This window comes from Alteromonas sp. CI.11.F.A3 (genome assembly GCF_032925565.1).
Lineage (GTDB): Bacteria > Pseudomonadota > Gammaproteobacteria > Enterobacterales > Alteromonadaceae > Alteromonas.
This window is the reverse complement of sequence record NZ_CP136708.1, coordinates 2,171,759-2,192,950: the sequence shown is the minus strand read 5'-3', so window position 1 is coordinate 2,192,950 and position 21,192 is coordinate 2,171,759. Positions and strand designations below refer to the sequence as shown.

The following is a 21,192-nucleotide window of genomic DNA, read 5'->3' as shown; positions in this document are numbered from 1 at the left end:
GTTCAGATCGCGAGGATTTATATCGCGAGAATGGAGGTCGTGGGAATTTAGATCGCGGAAATATCAAACGCCTCGCTTTAAAGCGCGCTGCACATCTACTGAAGTTTGAACCTGGCCACCACGGACAAACCAGGTTCAAGTTTCAACCTTTCAATCGATAAAGTACTTACTCTGGCATATAGCGTTTGATCACCGTGGGTAAGTATTACGATTGCGGTTTGAAGTTGCTGGCTGTTAGATTGCGGGTTGTTTGATTGCAGTATTTTAGGGTGATAAATTTTCACCACCTCGCACGGTAGCGCATTCAAAATACTACTAGAGGGTACGTTCACTTGTGTATTGGTATCGATACTCACTTCACTGGCAAAAACGGCTATTTTTCCTCGCACTTGACGCGGGTTCGAGTTTAGCCCATGTTCAGTGTAGTTATTTTGTTCGTTATCACTTTGAACGGTCGCTTTAGCGTACAATATATTGCCGCTTACGTTTAAACGAGTAAACGGGTGAGGAAAATCATCCGAGTTTCGAATTATCTCACCTTCTAATATGGCACAGGGATTTTCTACGCTACCTTGGCTGGCGATTTTTGCCATAACGTAAGCTACTGAGCCGGTTACGTCTACCACCCCATCTACAATAGCTATTAGCCCATCACAAAATAAGGCTAAGTCTTGAACATCGTGAGACACCATGATCAATTTTATATTTAAGCGCCCACAGGTTTTTACTAAAAATCGTAGGATTTTACTGCGTAACGTAGCATCTAATGCGCTTAACGACTCATCAAGCATTAACACATCTGGCCCATTAACTAGTGCTCGCGCTAACGCCACTCGCTGCGCTTCGCCACCTGAAAGGCTATCTATTGATTTATGCAACAAGTGTTCGCACTCACACCCAGCAAGGGCATGCTCTAGCGCTAACGCTTTGCTGCCTGCATGACGTTGCGCCAGTGCTAAATTACCTTTTACATTTACATGAGGAAATAGCATAGGTTGTTGGAATACTAAGCCCACTCGCACGGGGGCAAGCGCGCTATTTTTGTTTATCGCGTTTACCGTCTTTGTAGCTGAACCCGCTTTAGCGTTAGCTATTGATTTAGCGCCTTCGCCAAACCAATTAACACTTACCGTCGCTTCAGGCTCGAACCCCGCTAACGCGCGAAGCAAGCTGCTTTTCCCGGCACCTGACGGCCCGGTAATACCCACAACTTGCATGGAATCTGGCAACACGGCTTTCGCACTAATGCGGTTTACTAACGAGACATTGAACTCCAACCTTGCCCTCCTTTTCCATTAAAGCGATACAGCAGCGTAAGCAGCAAAAATGAAAACAGCAGTAGCCCTAACGAAAGTGCATGTGCTTGGCCATATTCTAAGGCTTCAACATGCTCATACAACGCAATTGAGAGCACTTGGGTTTCACCTGGAATATTGCCTCCAATCATTAGCACCACACCAAATTCACCTATGGTATGGGCAAAGCTAAGGCCAAATGCCACTATAAACGGCGCTTTGCACATGGGGAGTATGATGCGAAAAAACGTCTCAATTTTTCCAAAACCTAATGAATGCGCCACTTCAACATACCGTTTATCGAGTTGAGTAAAGCCGCTATACAGCGGCTGTAACGCAAAAGGGAGCGAGTAAATAAAAGAGCCTATTACTAAGCCATCAAAACTAAACGCAAGTTGATGGCCGGTGAGCCATTGCCACCCTTCCCCTACTGGGCTTTGCGGCGAAAACGCCACCAGCAGGTAAAACCCGAGCACGGTGGGCGGAAGTACCAAGGGTAATGCAAGCACCGACATAAACACGGGTTTTAATTTATGCTGCCAATTTGCTAACTTCCACGCCAAAGGCGTAACCAGTACCATTAATAGCACACTGGTTAAAAACGCCAATTTTAGGGTTAAGCCTACTGCGGCAAAGGCGTTATTCTCTAGCATTTACGGTAAGCCTCTAGTGGCACTGTTGTCTACTTTCTTGCTCTCACTAATACGCGAATTTCCGCTAACCGGTGGTGAATCATTAGCGGGTTGGTAACCCCAATTGGGTAAGGTTTCCTGTACTTCTAACGACAATAAATAACGAGAAAATGCTGACGCTGCGGCTTTTCTATCGGCGGCAGCAGTAACCGCAAGGCTTTGTAATATAGGCTGATGCAGGGTATCGGGAATGAGCAATGCCGTAGCAGCACGCCCACCAGCCTCATTAATTTGCTTATCTGTCAGTGTAAGTGAGTATGCCACCAAGGCATAGTCGGCGTTACCTGTAGTAAAAAACTGATAGGTTTGAAGTACGTTTTTCCCCATCACAATATGCGGGGAAACAGTGTTCCATTGCTTGGTATTAACAAGATACTGTTTTGCTGCGTTGCCATAAGGAGCAAGTTTAGGGTTTGCGATAGCCAGCTTTTTCCCAGCCAAGGAAGCAGCGGTAAAATTAGGTGTTGAAGCTGTGGTATTCGATGACAGAAAGGCCAACCTACCTTTAGCATAAACATGCACATCTTCACCGTTAACACGCCCGGCTTCTACCAGCGCATTTGGCCTAGCAGTATCGGCAGAGAGGAATACATCGAACTGTGCACCATGGGTAAGCTGTGCAAATAGGGTTCCACTGGAAGAAACGGTAATGCTGACTTCCTGCCCGCTTTTCTTAAAATAATCATTGGCGATATTTCGTAAGGGCTTGGCAAAATTTGCGGCTACTGCTACCCGTAATGGCGAAGACAAGATGGGCACTGCTTTGCCATAATTAGCGGAATCATTATCCGACTCAAGATACGTGTTTGATACTACCGCATTGCAAGCAAAGCTCAGAGTAAAAAAGACAACAGACAGAAACGTACCCGCGCTGCCTATAAGTTTACCTACTCCCGTGCTCAAACTCGCGGGTATTATTCGTGAACAAGCAAGTATCTTTGCGCTAACCGCCATTTCTATTTTTCTCGTAACCACGCCAAAGCGGCCTTGTCGTCTGAGGCTTTTACCTCAACCCAACGTGAATCATCTCGGGTAAACTCTTTTTTCCACAAGGGGACAGATTGCTTAAGCATATCCATTAGAAAGTTAGCGCCTTCAAAGGCCGCGGCGCGATGGGGTGCGGCTGCACCCACCCATACTATCTGCTCGTCGTTATACAATCGGCCAACACGGTGCACCGCGCCTGCCGAGGTTAGCGAAAATCGAGTGATGGCTTGTTGCACTAAGTCGGTTAAGGCTTGCTCTGTCATGCCAGGGTAATGCTCAAGCTCAATGCCTAAAATATTGCCATCAGCATTGTTATCTCGTACCAAGCCGGTGAAGGTAACAATAGCGCCTACGTTGCCTTTCGCTTTTTGGCTAGCTTCTTGGCGTAAGCGATTATATAACCATTGTTGATCGAAGTCGGCATCGCCAATTAATGCAAACATGATTATCCCCCCGTTACTGGTGGGAAAAAGGCAAGTTCATCACCTGGTTGAACATGAGTTTGTATATCGCACAGTTGCTGGTTTCGCGCCATTAGTACACTGCTATTATCGCTATCAGCAGTGGCACCAAGGGCTTGCACCCATTTGTCACTTCGGCTTTTTAGCAAAGTAATAACATCCCCCATAGTGACGGTACTATCAGGCAGCGTTAAGGTAAAGCTGCCCTCTTGGGTAATTTCACGTAATTGCGCAAAGGTTTTCACGGTTACATTCATGTTGATTCCTATGAAGGTAAATTACTCACCTAATGGGTTCGTGTCTTTGATATGGCTGCTAACTGGTTCACCGATAGATTGCCAATGCCCCGTTTTACCGCCTTTTTTATCGAGCACTTGAATGCCTTCTAAGCGCATACCAGGATCGATAGCTTTACACATATCAAACAAGGTAAGCAAAGCCACGTTAACGCCGGTAAGGGCTTCCATTTCCACCCCTGTCTTTCCACTTAGCTTACAAAAACAAGTGGTTTTTATACGGTTATTTTCCGGCTCAATGGCAAAGTTAATATCGACTTTCGAGAGCGCTAGTGGATGGCACAAAGGAATAAGATCGGCACATCGCTTTGCGCCCTGAATACCTGCAATACGTGCAACGGCAAATACATCGCCCTTAGCAATAGTAGCATTGCTTATTTGGCTGATAACCTCTGCGCTAGCATATAAATAGCCTTGAGCAGTGGCTTCTCTGACCGTTACCGCCTTATCACTAACATCCACCATGTTAGCTTCGCCGCCCGCGTTTAAATGACTAAATGTGGCCATTACGACACCAAGTGTTTAACGAAATTACAAGGTTTGAAATCGACATCTAATTGGCTAGCAATGATTTTTTCCCAACCGGTTTTACAGGCACCTGTAGAACCTGGTAAACAAAAGATGACGGTATTATTGGCAAAACCTGCAATAGCGCGAGATTGAATGGTAGAAGTACCAATTTCTTCGTAGCTTACTTGGCGAAACAATTCACCGAATCCATCAACCTGTTTATCGAATAAAACACTGATAGCTTCTGGCGTAGAGTCTCTATGCGTGAAGCCGGTGCCACCGGTAATTAATATTCCGTGAATGTCGGGGTTTGCTATCCACGCTGACACTATAGCGCGTTGCTGATAGATATCGTCTTTTACTAAGGCTCTGTCGCCTAAGTTATGCCCAGCTGTTTCTAATGCGCCAGTTAAATAATCCCCTGACTTATCGTTTTCAAGTGTGCGGGTGTCAGAAATGGTAAGTACCGCCAAATTAAGCGGCTGACTAACTACAGACATAAGAAATCCTAAATTGATATGCGACATTTATTCAGGCTTTGATAAAGTACGCCTAATTAATACATCATGTTACGTTCAGCTTACCACATTGATGTATGCGGCAACATATACTGCACTAGCGGCGCTTCGGTTTTTTAGTCAGGCGCTGCGTTTTTACAAGGCGTCGATTTTAAAAGCTTATTTTGTAAAATGCAGCGCCTAATCTGAAAATTGTTGTGTGTTGGTCGTATGACGCATTGCCATGTACCAATATGATTTAAAATAGTGGTAGGGCTTAAAAGCACAACGTGAACAACACCAATTCATCTATAAGGGTACTGTGTAAATGAAAACCCCGCTATCAACTAAGCAGGTAATGCGATACAACCGACAAATTGTGCTGCCTCAAGTTGATATAGATGGGCAGGAATTGTTGGCATCGTCTCGCGTTCTACTGATTGGTGTAGGTGGTTTAGGTAATGCGGCGGCTACAAGCTTATGTGGCAGTGGTGTGGGCAAAATTACACTCATAGACAACGATATTGTTGAACACACCAACCTTCCCCGCCAAACCTTGTTCGATGAAAGCCAAATTGGACAGTCAAAAGTGATGGCGGCAAAAGCTAGGCTGGCGCAAATAAATAGCGATTGCGACATTGTAGGTATTGAAGCGAGTTTGCAACCAGATAACACGCCACTAACTCGCGAAGACGACTTTGGGGTAAATAGCTCTGGTGCAGAACGCACTGAGATAGATAGCTCTGGGATTGGCGACTCTGGAGTATATGCTACTAAGACAGATTCTACAGAAATAGAGAAAACTGAAATAACTACCCACAAACTGTTTAGCGAGCACGACATTGTGCTGGATTGTACCGATAACACTCAAAGCCGCGACCTCATAAACCGCTTATGTTATAAACACGGCGTACCTTTAATTTCCGGTGCGGCCATTCGCTTTGAAGGTCAATTATTTGTAGCCAAACCTGGCGAGAGCCAATGCTATGCGTGCTTACGCAGGTTGTTTAGCGCTCCCGAATTAAGCTGTACAGAAGCAGGCATTTTTTCGCCCATCGTGAATATTGTAGGCACCTACCAAGCGCTGCTTGCCATGCAAGTACTGATGGGAGTAGGTTCAGTGCCGCTGAATACCTTGTTAACCTTCGACGGCTTACAACATGAATGGCAACAATGGACCTTACCAAATACTATGCAGTGTGATGTTTGCGGTGAGCAAAATAAAGATACCGACAATAACGACGGTAGCGCATGACAGTAATGATAAGTATCAGCGATACGCTAAAGTAAGCGCTTATACAACAGCTTAGATGAGCGATTGCGAAATCATCAGCAACAAATAACGACATGAATAACAACGAACAAAAAAGAGAGAGTTATGACAACTAAGGTTGTTAAACAACATATTGTCGTGGCGCAAAACGCCTCTGGCAGAAACATGAATGTACCTATTTACCGAATGCGAGGCGCAAGACCCGGCCCCACCGTATACATTCAAAGCTCGATACATGGCGCCGAAGTACAAGGTAACGTAGTGATTTACCACCTTATCCAACGCTTAAAAGACATGGATATTTGTGGTGAAGTTATCTTGGTACCCAATTGCAACCCTGTGGGCACGAATATAAAAGCCGGTGAGTACACCATGGGCCGCTTCGATCCTGTAAACGGCACCAATTGGAACCGAGGCTATCATTTCGACAAAGACAGTGTTGAGCAATTTGCTAACACCGTCACTCCAGAAGAGTCGGTACAAGGCATAAAACAACGTTTCAGAACGTTTTTATCAAGCGCCATTGATACTAAACTTGCCACACCTTGGGGTTTAGGCTTAACGCAGCAACTTAACTTAAAATTACAGCAATTAGCAGTGAATGCTGATTTTGTACTAGATTTACATAACGGCCCTGTTTCCACACGCCATATTTATGTGCCTGAGTACGCTAAGCCCAGCGCTAGCCTATTCAATATTCCCCACTGCATTTTTATTCCCAACGTTTTCGCTGGCGCATTAGATGAAGCTACTTTTTGTCCATGGTGGACGCTACAAGAAAGTATTGAAGCAAATCTGCAGCGAAGTATTGAATTTAACGTTGAAGCTTTTACGCTTGAAATGGGTAGCCAGGAGGTGATTAATTTCACCGAAGGCGATGTGGATGCGCTAAGTATACTCAGTTACTTAAACGCAAAAGGCGCACTGCATAATTGTGATGTTAAGCCTGACGATATGACTCGGTTGGGAGTAATGCTGAAAGACTATAAAACCCTGTTTACTGACTGGGGCGGTATGGTGGAATACATGGCAAAACCGGGAGAAAATATTAAGGCTGGTGAGCCCCTAGCTAAAATTCTAAATATCGACGAGCTTGATAACGATAATGGCAGCCGTTTATTGAACGCCCCATGCGATTTAATACCTATTTTGCACTTTCCGTCGGCATCGGTATTAAGTGGCACACAGCTATATAAAGTATTTACTAATTACGAAACGCTCACCTAAAAAAGGTGAGCGGTGTGGTGCTAGGTACTAGTGGTCAAATGCGCCTTTTTGCAAAAAGTGAATAGTTTGATTTGCCACTTCTTCGCTATATCGCATTTGAGAATGGCCAACCTCGATGGTGATAAAATCACTCATGCCTTCCAATTTGGTTGATTCTACTGATACCAAACCATCGTTTGGCCCCTTGAACCTGTCGTTCGTTAAACCCAATGGCTTGGTGCCGGCAATAACGCCTATATTGAAATCTATTGCATCAAGGTTATTGCCCAAGCTTCTTGTGCCTGTTACCAACGCACGACTAACTCCGCCACCTAGGCTCATCAACCAAGAATCACTATAGTAGTCGGCCAGTTCACTGCCTTTGTTTGGCGTACCGATTAGTACTACCTCACCCACATCCACAGCTTCTAACGCTTCTTCGTGGTTTTGCAGATACGCCCTAATGACTAAACCACCAAGGGAGTGCCCTACAAAATGTACTTTGGGGGCATTTTGTAAGCACGCATCAATTTGGCTGGTTGTTTCATCTAATACCGACGCCACACTAACCCCTATGGTAGCGTAGTCTAATCGACATACTTTATAGTTCGCGTGTTCTAAGCGCTGGGCAAAACGCCACATCGCCCAATCACTTCGCCCTAATCCATGGGCTAGCACCACCAGCTCATCATCCACTTGGTAGTTAAGGGACTTTGCTTCAGAATTAGCACAACCCGCAGTATGAAAAAGCATTAGCAATAAAACCGTTACAGCAACGGTTTTTGTAGTCGTTAAAAGGAACATTATTAAACCTAAATTTTTACGCACCTAACCGAGGACATATAACTCTTTTTGAGTTTGGCGCGGCGAATTTCTCCTTTATGAGAGTTCCACCACGAATATGCAAGTGTTCTAGCAAACGCCTCTTTTTCAGTTGCATTGCTGCTTGTCCAAAACTCAGTATACATGCCTTGGGTAATATACCAATTACCCAACTTCACACCCGCTGGCGTGGCAGAAAATTTATGCTTATTTACTTGGGACTGGTCAAAACGCTTAAACACTGTATTTGGTTGTGAAGCTTTAAGTGTAATCGCAATGTCGTTTTCGCCTCTCCACCCTTCTTTATCCAGATCAGATTCGGCAATACCAATAGCAGACTCCAGCGCTTTCCAGTCTTCATCTGATGCAACTCGCCACCCCACAGGGCAAATATTTCGGGCGTCAGAAACATCATTCCAATCATAAAGCCTGCCATAGCTTGATAGGTTTTTGTCGTTATCATCAGGAATGAAGCCCGTATTTACCGCAGTGCCATCCTGAAATTTAGTCGACCTTAAATTTTCAGCCAGCCATACTCTATCGCCAATATTAACTGTACGATAAACGTTGCCCTCAACATCTTGTATTGCACCTTGATCAGAGCTTTGTTCCGAGCTTTGAACAGCCTGCTGAGTATCGGCAAACTTACTACTATCGTTAGCCGATGAATTCATTGTAATTAACATACTGATACCCACACCCAAAATTAATCTTTTCATCTTTTAGCCCAAACACAAAGCGTCTTACTTGTTAAATTAAAGCGGCCAATCAATAGCGGTTTCTTTTTCAGAAAGCGACCACAATCGAGTTAACGCGTCTTTTTGCAAAACAAATGATTCAAGCTTACCCTCACCTACTGGGCCACCAAAATTCATGATGCCAGTTGGCCCATAATAAGCACGCTCTTTTAAGTTTTCTTCGGTTGCACACATTACCTCTGGGTAAGCGCCTTTTTCTGCGGTTTGCGCTAAGCCGATTTTAACCATAAATGCCCAAGAGATCCGCGTCATAAAGCTCGCGCTTTCCCTGATAAGGGATGTATTTGAAGCCCCAGGGTGGCAAACGTAGACCTTCACATTCTTCCCAGCCGCTTTGATTTTGTCTTGCAGTTCATAGGCAAACATCATTTGAGCTAGCTTACTTTGGCTATACACTTTATTTGGATGGTAGTTTTTGTCCCAATTCATGTCATCGAATTGAATAGCTTTTAAACCCATTTTATGGCCTTCACTAGACACCACTACAATTCTGCCATGTGATGCGTCAATTCTTTCAAAAAGCAAACCACATAATAAAAAGTGACCGTAATGATTTACCCCTAACTGACTTTCAAACCCGTCAACGGTAAGCTGTTGCGTGGCGATTTGAGCGATTGCGCCATTACACATCAGTGCATCGATTTTAGGCACCTTTTCTAATATTTCTTTCGACGCGCGCCTTACTGACGCCAATTCCGCTAAATCTAATTGTATAAAGCTAACTTTAGCTTCATCACCAAATTCACTTTTTAGCCGGGCTATGGCAGCTTCCGATTTGCTAGGGTTACGGTTTAGCATTACCACACTAGCCCCTTTCGATAGCAAGATTCGCGTAGCCTGAAATCCTGCGCCGGTATTTGCGCCAGTGATGAGAAACGCTTTTTCCGTAAGAGATCCTAAACGCTCGGGAGTCCAGCCTTTAGGGCCAAATTGGTTGTTAGTCGCCATAAAATTACCTGCCAAAGTTGATTACGCGGTCACCGCCTAGCCAGAGGTAAGCACTATTAAAAGATTGGTGACGCGCTTAAGGTTTAAGCTGCTCTATGTAGTGCATTATAGTATTCGAATACAAGATTTAGCAGGCGTAATAGTCGCTAAAAACTGCCTATTTGTATCAACATAGTTATATTTAGCGCATTTACTCTAACCCATAGCAAGTGAATGACTACTGCGGTAATTTAGAATTTATCAAACTAAAATAACTTCGCACAAACACTGTTTTTTTTATACAGTTAAAGATTCAGTTGCATATACTCGATCTATTACGGAATTTTTCCGCCTTTCCCATGGTGTGGTTCAGGGGTTATTAATAATGACTTGCCATTCAGAAACTTAAAAAATAGACTCGGTTAATAAATCAATGAAATATGGAAATTTTCCACCTTGCATAAAGGATTTTTTCCGTACACTAAATTGTTATATTCACAAGGAGTATTCAAATCTGTGTTTTGTTCAAACTGTGGTAATGAAATGGCTGTTGAACATATATTTTGTTCTTCGTGCGGCACAAAAAAAGAAGCTAGTGGTAACTCGATTTCTAGTGGTAAAAAAAGTGTAAATACAATTGGGTCAGAAATTGTCGATAGCTCTATTCATATTGGCGATAATTACAATGACTCGAATAAAATTGATCCGAATATCCTGAATATAAAGCGTCACTTAGTAAACCTACCCTGGTCATCAAATGGTAAAGTTGCTAACCGTTCCTCTATTTTAAAATTAGGAACTTGGGGAAGTCTTGCGAGCATTATTGGTTTTTTACTCCCATATTTCACTTCTCTGAGCTACATCCCTCATTTATTCATAATTGGTTTAGGCATCTCTTTAACTTTTGTAATGCTCTCTTTTACTTTAAAAAGATTTAGGTTTACCCATTTTTGGGGCTTAAATAATTTGGAGGCGGGAACAAAAGATGGGATTTATCTTTCGAAAATCACATGTGATTGTCCATGGTGTCAATCGGAAATGAAATTATGTATTGTGGGTCCTAAAAACTATAAAAAGCATACATTGCTTTGCCAAAGGAATCCGAGCCAACATCGTATATTATTTGACGCAACTGTTTTGCCCGATATTAACGAGTGAATATAACAATCGCATTAAGGATGGACGCAAAAAGCTTGGCTTCGCTCATTCTTCGCTATTATAGCCAAGCTTTGTTGCGCCACTTATGCGGGCGTTATACGCTATGAGCATCAAGGATAGAAATGCAGCTTAAAAAACCTAAGTATCTTCTCATTACTCAAAAGTTAGGGCTTAAGTTACCACTAGTTTGGTGTGCTTCTGCGTTCTTAATTGGCGTGCTTACTCAAGAAATAGCAGCTGCAATCTTCATTTCATTTTCATCTTTTTTCTTAACTTGGCTTACTTGCAAACTTTCAGGCTTTGTCTTCAGCTTCCAAGAACACAGCGGCATTCTAAAAAACCATATTTACGACAACGTTATAAAAGCGATTTGGTTTATAACTCTGTTTTGCCTCGTAGTGAATTTCTTTGAATCTCTACTCGCTAAAACAGGAAGTGAAGCATTCTTGGGCTGTGTATTTCCAATCGTCTATTTTGGCTTTATGCTTTCTGCATCAAACCGCTGGGGTATGCACTTCGTTGAAAAGCGCGTATAACAAAAAAATTAAGTCACTCACTTCGTTCGTTGGGACGCATACATGCGGGGCGGCTTCGCCATTATGCCCCACATGCTTGCGCCCCTTATTTAAAAGTTAGAAGGCGCCAGCCTAAACCTCGTTTGGCTTAATACAAATCTCAATGCAACTACCCTCACCTGCTTTCACCAACATCGCTCTGGCTTTTGGTGGTTTTAACTTCGCCGCATTAACTTCAAAGGTTGCGCAATAGGCGCTTTACCGCCAAGTTCTTTTTCTAGGCCAACAAGCGCCATTGCACTTGGTAATTCATAGGGCGGCTTGCTTTAGTCAAATCAACTACATCACTGCACTGTTGTTTTACTTGTTTGTGTTAATAATCAATCGTATGCTGACCTTATTAGTTTTTAATAAGGCCAAAGGTGCAGGCTCTGCTTCTAACAAAGCGCTTAAGCCACTCCCTTCGGTCACTGGGACGCCTATACGCGGGGCGGCTTCGCCAATTATGCCCCACGTATCTGCGCCCCTTAGCTTAAAGTTAGAAGGCGTCACCCTAAACTACGTTTGGCTTTATAAAATTATAAGTTCAACTACCCTCACCTGTTGTTTCCAACATCGCCCAAGCATTGGTAGTTTTAATGACACCGCGCTTACTTCAAAGGTTGCGCAATAGGCGCTTTATTGCCGAGTTATTATTTCAATTCTGCAAGCGCCATTGCACTTGGTAATTCATAGGGCGGCTTGCTTCAGCTAAATCAACTACATCACTGCACTGGCATTTTGCTTGTTTGTGTTAACAATCAATCGTATGCTGGCTTAATTAGTTTTTAATAAGGCCAAAGGAATAGGCTCTGCTTCTAACAAAGCGCTTAAGCCTCTCCCTTCGGTCGCTGGGACGCATTTACGCGGGGCGGCTTCGCCATTATGCCCCACGCAACTGCGCCCCTTAGCTTAAAGTTATACGGCACGAGCATTCAGGTTCCCAAGGTCACCTGACTCGTAACAAACTGCGTAAACAGGCCCAAAGGTCAGTAGTAACGTTTGAGCTTTTATGTCACGCTTTTAGCGTAAGCGATGCCGTATAAGACGCGGCTTGATAAAGGCATCGCTTACGCTAAAAGTGTAGCATTCAAACTGCGAGAGACTGCTCGCGCGGCGGCTGAGTAACAGGGAAAATTTGCTAGGTACACGGAATTAATTAAATAAAAGACCTTACATCGATTCTCGTGCTCGTATAACAACACGTTCAAACGGACACGAATACCAACGGCGGGTTTCTCTTGCTCGGCAAGCGTGCCGTTTAACTTAAATGTTAGGTGCTTCAAGTAAAACCATGTATCACAAATATTTTCAGGATTCGGACGTAAAATCGGAATTTCGAAAGGAATACATTTCCTTATGGCCTGGTTGGCTTGGTGAAAACAACCAGTACAAACTGGATTCGGTCACTGAGCATGAGTGGCAAAGATTTCACAATTTCTTAATTCTTTTAGAAAGTAAGTTTCAAATTCAAAAGGCAAATTGCAGCACTGAAACACTAACTAAAATAACCAACGTTTCGACTGTTCTTGATAGCTATGAACAATCATTGAATAAAGACTCTTCACAGTTTTATCAGTTTGTAATTCCAGAACTAGAATGCGTTATCTCAGAGGAATGGGATTATACTTATATTGTTTGGTATCGTGACAACACAACGATAGCGGCTTTAGCTCCTTACATTAAAAAGGCAGGTCTGTGTCATTTTTCATAAACGCACCTAACAAAAAAATAAAGTCACTCACTTCGTTCGCTGGGACGCATACATGCGGGGCGGCTTCGCCATTATGCCCCACATGCCTGCGCCCCTTATTTAAAAGTTATATTCTTTGGGGAAATATCGAACATGAATCATGAGCACGAGCCTACAGTGCTAATTAGTTTTTGCCATTTCCTATTATTTTTATGTGGGTTATTAGTTAGCATCGCAATCTACAAATTTTTTGAAGTACCAAATAATCAAATATGGCCACTAACTATTGGCTGTATTTTATCTATAGGTTTACCTGTGTCTTTCGGGTTAGTTAGAAATAAAACACTCTCAAAGGCTTTTAATGAACTTGCGGGTAGTAGTTCAAAACTTGGACAAGGAGGATATAAATCAAATAAAGTAGCTTTATGGATATGGACTAGCTTGGTTCTTTTTACAATTTGCGGCGCGATTTATGAGCGAATATAACAAAGCGCTAAAGCTCACTCCCTTCGGTCGCTGGGACGCTAACACGTGGGCTGACTCACTTCGTTCGGATTTTAGCCCACGCGCTAGCGCCCCTTAGCTTAAGGTTATAACTCTAGGAGAAACTTTTGAAAGGAAAGTTTAATAAACGGACTTTGATTCGATGGAAGGTCTATATTGACCGTTCAAAGATGTATATTGGCTATATTCAATTTTTACTCATCATATTTGTTTTCATTAACTCACTAGAAAACAACCCTGTTAGTCAATTCGTTATTGAAAGACCTCTTATGGCAGTACCTGTGATATTGGTTCTGTTTGTGGTTTGTTCTTTAATTTTAGGCTATTTGGATTCAAAGCTAGGATTTAGGGAAGAGGAAATAAGAAACCACGCTTTTTCGAACCCAGTTTTGCGTCAAATTCAGCTATCAATCGATGAGTTAAACACAAAAATCGATACAATAGATAAAGAGAATCGTAGTGGTAACAACGAGTTATAACAAACCACTCAAGCCTCTCGCTTCGCTCGTTGGGACTCTAACACATGGGCTGCGTCACTTCGCTCCTAATTTTAGCCCATGTATTATCGCCCCTTAGTGGGGTGTTATGTACTCAAGGAAATATGAACCTATTATTTGTTTGTTCAGAAAATCGTTTGCGTAGCCCAACCGGTGAGGAAGTTTTCTCTGAATATGAAGGAATCAACGCAATCGGGTGCGGCACAAATGCAGATGCCGAAACACCGCTTTCAGGCGATCTTATTGAATGGGCCGACGCCATCTTAGTTATGGAAAAATCTCACAGAATCAAAGTCGCCAAAAAGTACAAAGATCTACTTAAAGGTAAAAAACTGGCTTGCTTAGACATACCAGACAATTACGAGCGCATGCAGCCCGAACTTGTTCGTCTTTTAAAGAATAAGGTGACAAAGTTTGTGCGGTTGTAATTGGCACGTACATAACAAACCAATAAACTCACTCACTACGTTCGCTGGGACGCATACACGTGGGGCGGCTTCGCCATTATGCCCCACATGCCTGCGCCCGTTATTGGAAAGTTAGTTACCAAGTAGAGAACTATGGAAGTTTCAAAAGCCAAATCATCTCCCAATATTGCTAGGGCTGTTATTATTATTGGCTTGGGCTTTTTCCTTGCTTTGCTATTCTTTTACTTAACTAATTCCTTTGATCGCAAACTTACCACGACACTCTCATTTATTATTTCATCGTTGTCTTTCTGGCAATTGTATTCCTCTATTCAAGTGTCAAAAACATTTAGTGCTATTGAGATAAGCTTGGACAAACATCCTTATTCATTTACCGTGTTTCAGGTTATATATTCAGTGACAGGTTTCTATTGTCTAATCTTTGGCATCTATAGGTTGTATTGGTATGGTAACTAACAAAACGCTGTTGGCACTCCCTTCGGTCGTTGGGACGCATACACGGGGCCGCTTCGCGATTATAGCCCCGTGCCTACGCCCCAAAGCTTAGTGTTAGAAGGCGGCAGCCTAAACTACGTTTGGCTTAATAAAAATATCAGTTCAACCACCCTCATCTGTTGTTTCAAAAATCGCTCTGGCTTTTGGTAGTTTTAATGTCACCGCGCTTACTTCAAAGGTTGCGCAATAGGCGCTTTATCGACAAGTTTTTATCTTAAGTCAGCTAGCGCCATTGCACTTGGTAATTCATAGGGCGGCTTGCTTCAGTCAAATCAAAACCATCACTGCACAGTCGTTTTACTTGTTTGTGTTAATAATCAATCGTATGCTGGCTTCATTAGTTTTTAATTAGGCCAAAGGAATAGGCTTCCCTTCTAACAAGGCGCTTAAGTCACTCCCTTCGGTCGTTCGGACGCATTTACGCGGGGCGGCTTCGCCATTATGCCCCACGCAACTGCGCCGCTTAGCTTAAAGTTATGTTTCAAGGAAGTTTTAATGGAGTTCACTAAATGGAAGTCGCTTCGCTTAATCTGGTTTCCGTGGTTTCTTTTTCATCTTTATGTCTACGTAAAGTACTCATTCTTCGTAGATTCGCCAGATTCGTTACAGTTTATTCGAAGTTCAATTACGACACTTGTTTTGGTTGGTTGTTTATTTTACTCAGTAGGATTTAAGTGTTTTACCAGATTGTTCTGGCAATCTGTGTTCGTAATCGCTGTAATTGACGAACTGTTCGGGATTTACGAGTTAGATGAATTCAGTGTATTGAACTACCTAATCATATCTACCTTTTATTTGGTTCTTGTACTGTATGCATTCAAAAATAGAACAATTTGGTGGCAGTCTCAGGCAAATGAAACATAACAACCCAATCAACACACTCACTGCGTTCGCTGGGACGCATACACGCGGGGCGGCTTCGCCATTATGCCCCACATGTCTGCGCCCGTTATTGGAAAGTTATGTGACTGGTTGTTGACCTTATGGAAATGGGATTTTGGGAAATACAGTCTTATACCATCGCTAGTGATGTAGGCGACAGAGATGGTATAGGAGTAGAGTTTTATTGCCATGGAAAAATGATCATGGAAATCTTCAGAGATGATACGAAAAGAACAAGAGAAGTAACTTTATACAAAAAAGAGTTACCGCTTGCTCTTGTTGAGAAAGCTATCCAAATATTCAAACAAGAAATACCCGAAGAGTTCGAAGATTAAATTAGCAAAGTCACATAACAAAAAAATTAAGTCTCTCACTTCGTTCGCTGGGACGCATACACGTGGGCTGCTTCGCATTATAGCCCACATGTATGCGCCCCTTATTTAAAAGTTATATTCTTTGAGGAAAGTTTGGCCATGAATCATGAGCGCGAGCCGTCAGTGCTGATTAGTCTATGCCATTTCCTATTATTTCTATCTGGGTTATTAGTTGGCATCGCAATTTACAATCTTTTTGAAGTGCCAAATGACCAGATATGGCCGCTCACAATTGGTTGTATTTTATCTATAGGCTTACCCGTGTCTTTCGGTTTTATTAGAAAGAAAACTCTTTCAGAGGCTTTCAAAGAACTTGCAGGTAGTAGCTCAAAGCTTGGCCAAGGCGGATATAAATCAAATATAGTGGCTTTATGGATATGGACTAGCTTGGTACTTTTTACAATTTGCGGTGCGATTTATGAACGAATATAACAACTCAATTAACTCACTCACTTAGTTCGCGGGGACGCATACTCGCGGGGCGGCTTCGCCATTATGCCCCACGTGCCTGCGCCCGTTATTGAAAAGTTATAAGCCACGTTGTAGATGAAAAAATTTCAGATTATTTTTGGTACTACTATCTTCATTTCCCTAATGCTATCTGCCTTGTTCAGGTTGTTAGGAATAGAGCAATATCAGGTAATTTCAGGTGTACCAGGTCTGATAATTTTATTTTTAATTTTTCTGGGCCATTTCGTAACACTAGATGAGGATCTCGCCGGTGGTTGGTCTAATCCAGATGCCTCAAAAAAAGTTGCTCTACTGTCAGTCGGGGAACTTGCATTAAAACTTATTGCGTTGTTATTTGGCCTTTGGCTAGTACTAAGTTAATTTAAACAGTGGCTTATAACAAACCACTCAAGGCACTCGCTTCGCTCGCTGGGACGCTAACACATGGGCTGCGTCACTTCGTTCCTAATTTTAGCCCATGTGTTATCGCCCCTTAGTGGGAAGTTAGGTGCTTCAATGGCATTCAAACCACCTTTCCATGAACAAATACTAGAACTCGCTTTGACTATGACCAACGAGCCTTCAACAAAAGTTTACTGGGAAGCACATAATAAGCTTAGAGTCATTTGCGAAACTCACAAGAACTCAGCTCTAGATCACCCGTTTCAGTGGGAAACTCTTGCTGACTTCACTGTGGATAGTGAAGTGAAATTAGCTGTGTATTTAAAGGCTCTTGAATTAGCGCAAAAGTACAACCTGCTTTCATACGTTGTATCGGTTGCTACAGAGATCTCGGAATTATACTTGGAGCAAAATGACAATGACCATGCAATGATTTATTCTAAAATCGCAAAGACTGCCACTCTACAGATGGAAGTATAAAAAGTTGATTAAAGGTTGGTTTAGGCACGCACCTAACAAAAAAATCAAGTCACTCACTTCGTTCGCTGGGACGCATACATGAGGGGCGGCTTCGCCATTATGCCCCACATGCCTGCGCCCCTTATTTAAAAGTTATGTGCTAAAAGGATTTATATGAGAAATTGGGAAAATTTAACATTCATTCAGAAGGCTGTAATAGGCATCTGCATATTGGTAATTGCAGCGTTAGCTCCCGAAATCGCGCTACTCTTGCAGTTTGGCGGTATCGAAGTAGCGTTTGCATTTTTGCTTGTCGCCTTTCAACCTCTTTCGGCTTGGCTACAACGCTTCTACGTACAGTTTAAAAACATTCTTAATCTCGCATTAATTTCTATCAGGCATAGTAATTCTGCAAAACCTAGCGTCTTCGCATTACAAGCATCATTTTGTTGTCTGGCATTAGCTTTGACAGGCTCTGGTATATTCGCCTTTAGCTTTTTCATGCCTGGAATGCTGCTAAACGGGGTAATGACGTGAACGCACATAACAACTCAATTAACTCGCTCACTTCGTTCGCTGGGACGCATACACGCAGGGCGGCTTCGCCATTATGCCCTACGCGCCTGCGCCCGTTATTGAAAAGTTAGAAGGCGGCAGCCTAAACTGCGTTTGGCTTTATAAAAATATCAGTTCAACCACCCTATTCTGTTGTTTCCAACATCGCCCTAGCATTGGTAGTTTTAATGTCACCGCGCTTACTTCAAAGGTTGTGCAATAGGCGCTTCATCGCCTAGTTTTTATTTTAAGTCAGCAAGCGCCATTGCACTTGGTAATTCATAGGGCGGCTTGCTTCAGTCAAATCAACTACATCACTGCACAGTCGTTCTACTTGTTTATGTTAATAATCAATCGTATGCTGGATTTATTAGTTTTTAAAAATGCCAAGGGAATAGGCTCTGCTTCTAACAAAGCGCTTAAGTCACTCCCTTCGGTCGTTCGGACGCATTTACGCGGGGCGGCTTCGCCATTGTGCCCCACGCAACTGCGCCGCTTAGCTTAAAGTTATGTGCTTCTATGATATGGATATTTTAATTGTTTGAATTAGCTTTAATAGCAGTAATTGCAACTATCCTAAATGCGTTAACTGTAGAGCTTCATTGCAGGCTTCAAACTCGCCATATAGCTAAACAAAGAACAGTTTCTAATTTGATTAAGCATTATCTTTTAATGCTACCTTTTATTTTCGGCATGCTGCTCTTCCTATCTATTATTCAAACCAAAATTGACCAATTGGGTATCAGCTCTATTAGAGAATCTCTGTTGTTATTGGCTTTGGTTGTTCTTTTTTTATCGCCTTTTATCTATATCATGGACTGGCGCTATCCAGGTTTAGTCAGCAAAATGGAAAACTGGAGAAAAGGAGTATCAGATTAAATGCAAATTCTAGGTAATTTTAGGGACGCACATAACAAAAAAATCAAGTCACTCACTGCGTTCGCTGGGACGCATACATGCGGGGCGGCTTCGCCATTATGCCCCACATGCCTGCGCCCCTTATTTAAAAGTTATATGCTACCAGGAAAACCTAACTCATGGTTTACTTATTAGCTGGAATTGTTTGTTTTCATTTGGCTTGGGCATTTTTTAATACTCTAGCTGTTAACAGCACATTGTTCATCAATAATAGCTCTCGAGTTATTACGTTACTTGTTAATCGGTTTATTCCGGTAGGTGGTCCTGCTATTACTTTGCTTGTCCTTCGCTCAATAAACCCTAAAGTAAATAGCGGCAATCCAGTTGCGGACAATTCTGGTAGTAGCAACTTATATTCGGGTAATGAGGGTTCTGGTGGTGGCTGTAGTGATTAATTTAGCTAAAGTAGGTTGTATTAAAAATGGCTTATAACAAAAAAATTAAGTACGCCCGCTGCGCGGGCTGGGACGCAAACACGCGGGGCTGCTTCGCTATTATGCCCCACATGTCTGCGCCCCTTATTTAAAAGTTATGTTTCTCGGAAGATATTTTGGAAAATTTAGTAAAAGTCAGTATTACGCTGACATCGGATAATATTCAAAATGCCTGTACAGAAACTATGTGGGCAAAGCCTTTGGGCAACGGTCATTACAGACTACAGAACTCGCCGTTCGCAGCTTATGGTTTTAGTTATCTTGATGTTGTAAAAGCAATAGGTAATGGAATTCCGGACGTTGTAGAAATTGTTGAAAACTCAGGTCATTCAACTTATCGAGTACTGCTCAAAGCTGGTGTTCTTGAAAGTGATAGATTCAGGCAATATTGGCAGAAACTAGAAAATATTGGCTGTACATATGAAGGCTCTCAATCAAAGTTACTAAGTATTGATGTACCGCCTTCAACTGATATATTTAAAGCTTATTCAATTTTAGAATCAGGAGAATCTGCCGGCGTGTGGGAGTTTGAAGAGGCAAAGTGTGCTCATAGCACCGAAACATAACAAACACATTAAGTCGCTTCGCTGGGACGCTAACACATGGGCTGCGTCACTTCGTTCCTAATTTTAGCCCATGTGTTATCGCCCCTTATGTGGGTGTTAGATACTCGCAGGTATCCATGACATTATTTCTCTTTTTGGCTTGCATGCTTAATTTTTTATTTTTTGGTAGCAGAGGCTTACTAATTGCTTCGAAACTAAAACAACTAATCGGGTACAACGGAAGCACATTGAGCCTTTATTACAAAATACAGAATAGAGCTTTTTCAAATTCTAATACTCTAGTTAACGAAACAAATTCTGAAGCCCTAACTCTACTAATTCAATGCAAGCAAAATATTAGAGTCATGTTTGCAATTGGCTTTGGATGTATTGTTGCCTCAATTCCTTTTGCATAGTAAAAACGTATCTAACAAAAAAATTAAGTTCGCCCGCTGCGCGGGCTGGGACGCATACACGCGGGGCGGCTTCGCCATTATGCCCCACATGTATGCGCCCCTTATTTAAAAGTTAGAAGCCAAGGAGAATCATGGCTCGTCGTTCAGAATTCAAAGGAATTGTAAGAAACTTTGCTCACATGCTAAATAACCGCAATAACGATCATCTTGGTTACTGGACTACAGGACAACTATGCTTGCTCGCACAGCAACAGAACATCTCTTCTATATCAATCAATCTGTTAGAAATAGAGCATAACAGCTTAAAAAACCACTTCGAACCTTTTGCTAAAAGCATGCGGAAATCACTCATTAATATGCTGAATTCTCATAAAATTCCCTCATCATGGCTTACGTCAGCTACTGTTACTTTTAGCTTTAATGAAAAATATCAAAAGCAGTATCACTATTGGCGTTCGGCTCTGGGCTCACCCTATCTTATAACGTTGGAAATCACGTCAGACTTAGGCAAAGTGTATAAACAAACATTTGGTGGTAATGTAAATCCACACGATCCTCTTAAGGAACAACGGCGTGCAGGCTTCTAACAAAAAAATTAAGTCACTCACTTCGTTCGCTGGGACGCAAACACGCGGGGCGGCTTCGCCATTATGCCCCACATGCCTGCGCCCCTTATTTAAAAGTTATGCGTCTAGGAAGGATCT

General features: G+C 42.5%; 27 protein-coding genes. 17 read left to right on the top strand and 10 right to left on the bottom strand.

What is annotated here, in order from left to right:
* Window positions 1-95: 95 nt before the first annotated feature.
* Genes R1T43_RS09450 through moaB form a run of 7 tightly spaced genes read right to left on the bottom strand, consistent with a single transcriptional unit; the run spans window position 96 to window position 4,741 of the window.
* Window positions 96-1,277: an ATP-binding cassette domain-containing protein gene (locus R1T43_RS09450; RefSeq protein WP_317355361.1), complete on the bottom strand. Its 1,182-nt coding sequence runs from the start codon at window positions 1,275-1,277 to the stop codon at window positions 96-98.
* The gene (gene modB / locus R1T43_RS09445; RefSeq protein WP_317355358.1) at window positions 1,256-1,948 is read right to left on the bottom strand and encodes a molybdate ABC transporter permease subunit; all 693 of its coding nucleotides are present in this window, start codon (window positions 1,946-1,948) and stop codon (window positions 1,256-1,258) included. The genes R1T43_RS09450 and modB overlap by 22 nt, the downstream gene beginning before the upstream one ends.
* The gene (modA, locus tag R1T43_RS09440) at window positions 1,949-2,962 is read right to left on the bottom strand and encodes a molybdate ABC transporter substrate-binding protein (RefSeq protein ID WP_317355356.1); all 1,014 of its coding nucleotides are present in this window, start codon (window positions 2,960-2,962) and stop codon (window positions 1,949-1,951) included. It abuts the gene before it with no gap.
* A complete protein-coding gene (locus tag R1T43_RS09435; protein WP_317355354.1) occupies window positions 2,944-3,417 on the bottom strand; it encodes a molybdenum cofactor biosynthesis protein MoaE in 474 nt (157 codons plus the stop codon). The genes modA and R1T43_RS09435 overlap by 19 nt, the downstream gene beginning before the upstream one ends.
* A gap of 2 nt (window positions 3,418-3,419) precedes the next feature.
* Entirely contained in the window at window positions 3,420-3,692 is a 273-nt protein-coding gene (locus R1T43_RS09430; RefSeq protein WP_317355351.1) for a MoaD/ThiS family protein, read from the bottom strand.
* 21 nt (window positions 3,693-3,713) lie between these two features.
* Window positions 3,714-4,238, bottom strand: a complete 525-nt coding sequence (gene moaC / locus R1T43_RS09425) for a cyclic pyranopterin monophosphate synthase MoaC (protein ID WP_317355349.1) — start codon at window positions 4,236-4,238, stop codon at window positions 3,714-3,716.
* The gene (gene moaB / locus R1T43_RS09420; RefSeq protein WP_061997063.1) at window positions 4,238-4,741 is read right to left on the bottom strand and encodes a molybdenum cofactor biosynthesis protein B; all 504 of its coding nucleotides are present in this window, start codon (window positions 4,739-4,741) and stop codon (window positions 4,238-4,240) included. Before moaB ends, moaC begins: the two co-directional genes overlap by 1 nt.
* A 325-nt stretch (window positions 4,742-5,066) precedes the next feature.
* Here moaB and R1T43_RS09415 point away from each other — a divergent pair, with 325 nt between their 5' ends.
* Together R1T43_RS09415 and R1T43_RS09410 are read left to right on the top strand one after the other, a co-directional pair.
* Window positions 5,067-5,993, top strand: coding sequence for a HesA/MoeB/ThiF family protein (locus tag R1T43_RS09415; RefSeq protein WP_317355346.1), 927 nt, complete (start codon window positions 5,067-5,069; stop codon window positions 5,991-5,993).
* A gap of 123 nt (window positions 5,994-6,116) precedes the next feature.
* Complete coding sequence (locus tag R1T43_RS09410) at window positions 6,117-7,238, top strand: succinylglutamate desuccinylase/aspartoacylase family protein (RefSeq protein ID WP_317355344.1); 1,122 nt, start codon at window positions 6,117-6,119, stop codon at window positions 7,236-7,238.
* Between the two features lie 27 nt (window positions 7,239-7,265).
* Here R1T43_RS09410 and R1T43_RS09405 read toward each other — a convergent pair whose 3' ends face one another.
* The 3 genes from R1T43_RS09405 to R1T43_RS09395 are packed head-to-tail and all read right to left on the bottom strand — an operon-like array spanning window position 7,266 to window position 9,745.
* Complete coding sequence (locus tag R1T43_RS09405; protein ID WP_317355341.1) at window positions 7,266-8,021, bottom strand: alpha/beta fold hydrolase; 756 nt, start codon at window positions 8,019-8,021, stop codon at window positions 7,266-7,268.
* 8 nt (window positions 8,022-8,029) lie between these two features.
* Window positions 8,030-8,758 carry a fibrobacter succinogenes major paralogous domain-containing protein gene (locus R1T43_RS09400; RefSeq protein ID WP_317355339.1) on the bottom strand — a complete coding sequence of 243 codons (729 nt, stop codon included), beginning with the start codon at window positions 8,756-8,758 and terminating at the stop codon, window positions 8,030-8,032.
* A 36-nt stretch (window positions 8,759-8,794) separates the two neighbouring features.
* Window positions 8,795-9,745, bottom strand: a complete 951-nt coding sequence (locus tag R1T43_RS09395) for an SDR family oxidoreductase (RefSeq protein WP_317355336.1) — start codon at window positions 9,743-9,745, stop codon at window positions 8,795-8,797.
* Between the two features lie 522 nt (window positions 9,746-10,267).
* Between R1T43_RS09395 and R1T43_RS09390 the strand changes: the two genes are divergently transcribed.
* From R1T43_RS09390 to R1T43_RS09320, 15 genes are all read left to right on the top strand, one after another.
* On the top strand, window positions 10,268-10,882 hold the full coding sequence (locus tag R1T43_RS09390; RefSeq protein ID WP_317355333.1) for a hypothetical protein: 615 nt from the start codon (window positions 10,268-10,270) through the stop codon (window positions 10,880-10,882).
* 122 nt (window positions 10,883-11,004) lie between these two features.
* The gene (locus tag R1T43_RS09385; protein WP_317355330.1) at window positions 11,005-11,418 is read left to right on the top strand and encodes a hypothetical protein; all 414 of its coding nucleotides are present in this window, start codon (window positions 11,005-11,007) and stop codon (window positions 11,416-11,418) included.
* Between the two features lie 1,312 nt (window positions 11,419-12,730).
* Entirely contained in the window at window positions 12,731-13,150 is a 420-nt protein-coding gene (locus R1T43_RS09380) for a hypothetical protein (RefSeq protein ID WP_317355327.1), read from the top strand.
* Between the two features lie 132 nt (window positions 13,151-13,282).
* A complete protein-coding gene (locus tag R1T43_RS09375) occupies window positions 13,283-13,615 on the top strand; it encodes a hypothetical protein (RefSeq protein WP_214995185.1) in 333 nt (110 codons plus the stop codon).
* 125 nt (window positions 13,616-13,740) lie between these two features.
* Window positions 13,741-14,112, top strand: a complete 372-nt coding sequence (locus R1T43_RS09370; RefSeq protein WP_063457411.1) for a hypothetical protein — start codon at window positions 13,741-13,743, stop codon at window positions 14,110-14,112.
* Between the two features lie 122 nt (window positions 14,113-14,234).
* On the top strand, window positions 14,235-14,558 hold the full coding sequence (locus R1T43_RS09365) for a phosphotyrosine protein phosphatase (protein ID WP_317355323.1): 324 nt from the start codon (window positions 14,235-14,237) through the stop codon (window positions 14,556-14,558).
* Window positions 14,559-16,036: 1,478 nt separating this feature from the next.
* Complete coding sequence (locus R1T43_RS09360; RefSeq protein WP_317355322.1) at window positions 16,037-16,270, top strand: hypothetical protein; 234 nt, start codon at window positions 16,037-16,039, stop codon at window positions 16,268-16,270.
* 138 nt (window positions 16,271-16,408) lie between these two features.
* Window positions 16,409-16,741, top strand: a complete 333-nt coding sequence (locus tag R1T43_RS09355; RefSeq protein WP_317355319.1) for a hypothetical protein — start codon at window positions 16,409-16,411, stop codon at window positions 16,739-16,741.
* Window positions 16,742-16,855: 114 nt separating this feature from the next.
* Entirely contained in the window at window positions 16,856-17,140 is a 285-nt protein-coding gene (locus R1T43_RS09350) for a hypothetical protein (protein ID WP_317355317.1), read from the top strand.
* A gap of 135 nt (window positions 17,141-17,275) precedes the next feature.
* The gene (locus R1T43_RS09345; RefSeq protein WP_317355315.1) at window positions 17,276-17,641 is read left to right on the top strand and encodes a hypothetical protein; all 366 of its coding nucleotides are present in this window, start codon (window positions 17,276-17,278) and stop codon (window positions 17,639-17,641) included.
* A gap of 153 nt (window positions 17,642-17,794) precedes the next feature.
* Window positions 17,795-18,157 (top strand): hypothetical protein, encoded by a 363-nt coding sequence (locus R1T43_RS09340; protein ID WP_216028492.1) that lies wholly within the window; start codon window positions 17,795-17,797, stop codon window positions 18,155-18,157.
* Between the two features lie 555 nt (window positions 18,158-18,712).
* Window positions 18,713-19,054 (top strand): hypothetical protein, encoded by a 342-nt coding sequence (locus R1T43_RS09335; protein ID WP_317355310.1) that lies wholly within the window; start codon window positions 18,713-18,715, stop codon window positions 19,052-19,054.
* 158 nt (window positions 19,055-19,212) lie between these two features.
* Complete coding sequence (locus R1T43_RS09330) at window positions 19,213-19,488, top strand: hypothetical protein (protein WP_317355307.1); 276 nt, start codon at window positions 19,213-19,215, stop codon at window positions 19,486-19,488.
* A 155-nt stretch (window positions 19,489-19,643) separates the two neighbouring features.
* Window positions 19,644-20,093, top strand: coding sequence for a DUF4265 domain-containing protein (locus R1T43_RS09325; protein ID WP_317355305.1), 450 nt, complete (start codon window positions 19,644-19,646; stop codon window positions 20,091-20,093).
* A gap of 526 nt (window positions 20,094-20,619) precedes the next feature.
* Window positions 20,620-21,075 carry a hypothetical protein gene (locus tag R1T43_RS09320; RefSeq protein WP_214995183.1) on the top strand — a complete coding sequence of 152 codons (456 nt, stop codon included), beginning with the start codon at window positions 20,620-20,622 and terminating at the stop codon, window positions 21,073-21,075.
* Window positions 21,076-21,192 lie beyond the last annotated feature (117 nt).

Excerpts from the sequence above, each read along its gene's own strand:
- modB (WP_317355358.1), bottom strand. The coding sequence starts at position 1,948 with ATGCTAGAGAATAACGCCTTTGCCGCAGTAGGCTTAACCCTAAAATTG.
- R1T43_RS09435 (WP_317355354.1), bottom strand. The coding sequence starts at position 3,417 with ATGTTTGCATTAATTGGCGATGCCGACTTCGATCAACAATGGTTATAT.
- R1T43_RS09430 (WP_317355351.1), bottom strand. The coding sequence starts at position 3,692 with ATGAATGTAACCGTGAAAACCTTTGCGCAATTACGTGAAATTACCCAA.
- moaC (WP_317355349.1), bottom strand. The coding sequence starts at position 4,238 with ATGGCCACATTTAGTCATTTAAACGCGGGCGGCGAAGCTAACATGGTG.
- moaB (WP_061997063.1), bottom strand. The coding sequence starts at position 4,741 with ATGTCTGTAGTTAGTCAGCCGCTTAATTTGGCGGTACTTACCATTTCT.
- R1T43_RS09415 (WP_317355346.1), top strand. The coding sequence starts at position 5,067 with ATGAAAACCCCGCTATCAACTAAGCAGGTAATGCGATACAACCGACAA.
- R1T43_RS09410 (WP_317355344.1), top strand. The coding sequence starts at position 6,117 with ATGACAACTAAGGTTGTTAAACAACATATTGTCGTGGCGCAAAACGCC.
- R1T43_RS09405 (WP_317355341.1), bottom strand. The coding sequence starts at position 8,021 with ATGTTCCTTTTAACGACTACAAAAACCGTTGCTGTAACGGTTTTATTG.
- R1T43_RS09400 (WP_317355339.1), bottom strand. The coding sequence starts at position 8,758 with ATGAAAAGATTAATTTTGGGTGTGGGTATCAGTATGTTAATTACAATG.
- R1T43_RS09395 (WP_317355336.1), bottom strand. The coding sequence starts at position 9,745 with ATGGCGACTAACAACCAATTTGGCCCTAAAGGCTGGACTCCCGAGCGT.
- R1T43_RS09390 (WP_317355333.1), top strand. The coding sequence starts at position 10,268 with ATGGCTGTTGAACATATATTTTGTTCTTCGTGCGGCACAAAAAAAGAA.
- R1T43_RS09385 (WP_317355330.1), top strand. The coding sequence starts at position 11,005 with ATGCAGCTTAAAAAACCTAAGTATCTTCTCATTACTCAAAAGTTAGGG.
- R1T43_RS09380 (WP_317355327.1), top strand. The coding sequence starts at position 12,731 with ATGTATCACAAATATTTTCAGGATTCGGACGTAAAATCGGAATTTCGA.
- R1T43_RS09375 (WP_214995185.1), top strand. The coding sequence starts at position 13,283 with ATGAATCATGAGCACGAGCCTACAGTGCTAATTAGTTTTTGCCATTTC.
- R1T43_RS09365 (WP_317355323.1), top strand. The coding sequence starts at position 14,235 with ATGAACCTATTATTTGTTTGTTCAGAAAATCGTTTGCGTAGCCCAACC.
- R1T43_RS09360 (WP_317355322.1), top strand. The coding sequence starts at position 16,037 with ATGGAAATGGGATTTTGGGAAATACAGTCTTATACCATCGCTAGTGAT.
- R1T43_RS09355 (WP_317355319.1), top strand. The coding sequence starts at position 16,409 with ATGAATCATGAGCGCGAGCCGTCAGTGCTGATTAGTCTATGCCATTTC.
- R1T43_RS09350 (WP_317355317.1), top strand. The coding sequence starts at position 16,856 with ATGAAAAAATTTCAGATTATTTTTGGTACTACTATCTTCATTTCCCTA.
- R1T43_RS09345 (WP_317355315.1), top strand. The coding sequence starts at position 17,276 with ATGGCATTCAAACCACCTTTCCATGAACAAATACTAGAACTCGCTTTG.
- R1T43_RS09340 (WP_216028492.1), top strand. The coding sequence starts at position 17,795 with ATGAGAAATTGGGAAAATTTAACATTCATTCAGAAGGCTGTAATAGGC.
- R1T43_RS09330 (WP_317355307.1), top strand. The coding sequence starts at position 19,213 with ATGGTTTACTTATTAGCTGGAATTGTTTGTTTTCATTTGGCTTGGGCA.
- R1T43_RS09320 (WP_214995183.1), top strand. The coding sequence starts at position 20,620 with ATGGCTCGTCGTTCAGAATTCAAAGGAATTGTAAGAAACTTTGCTCAC.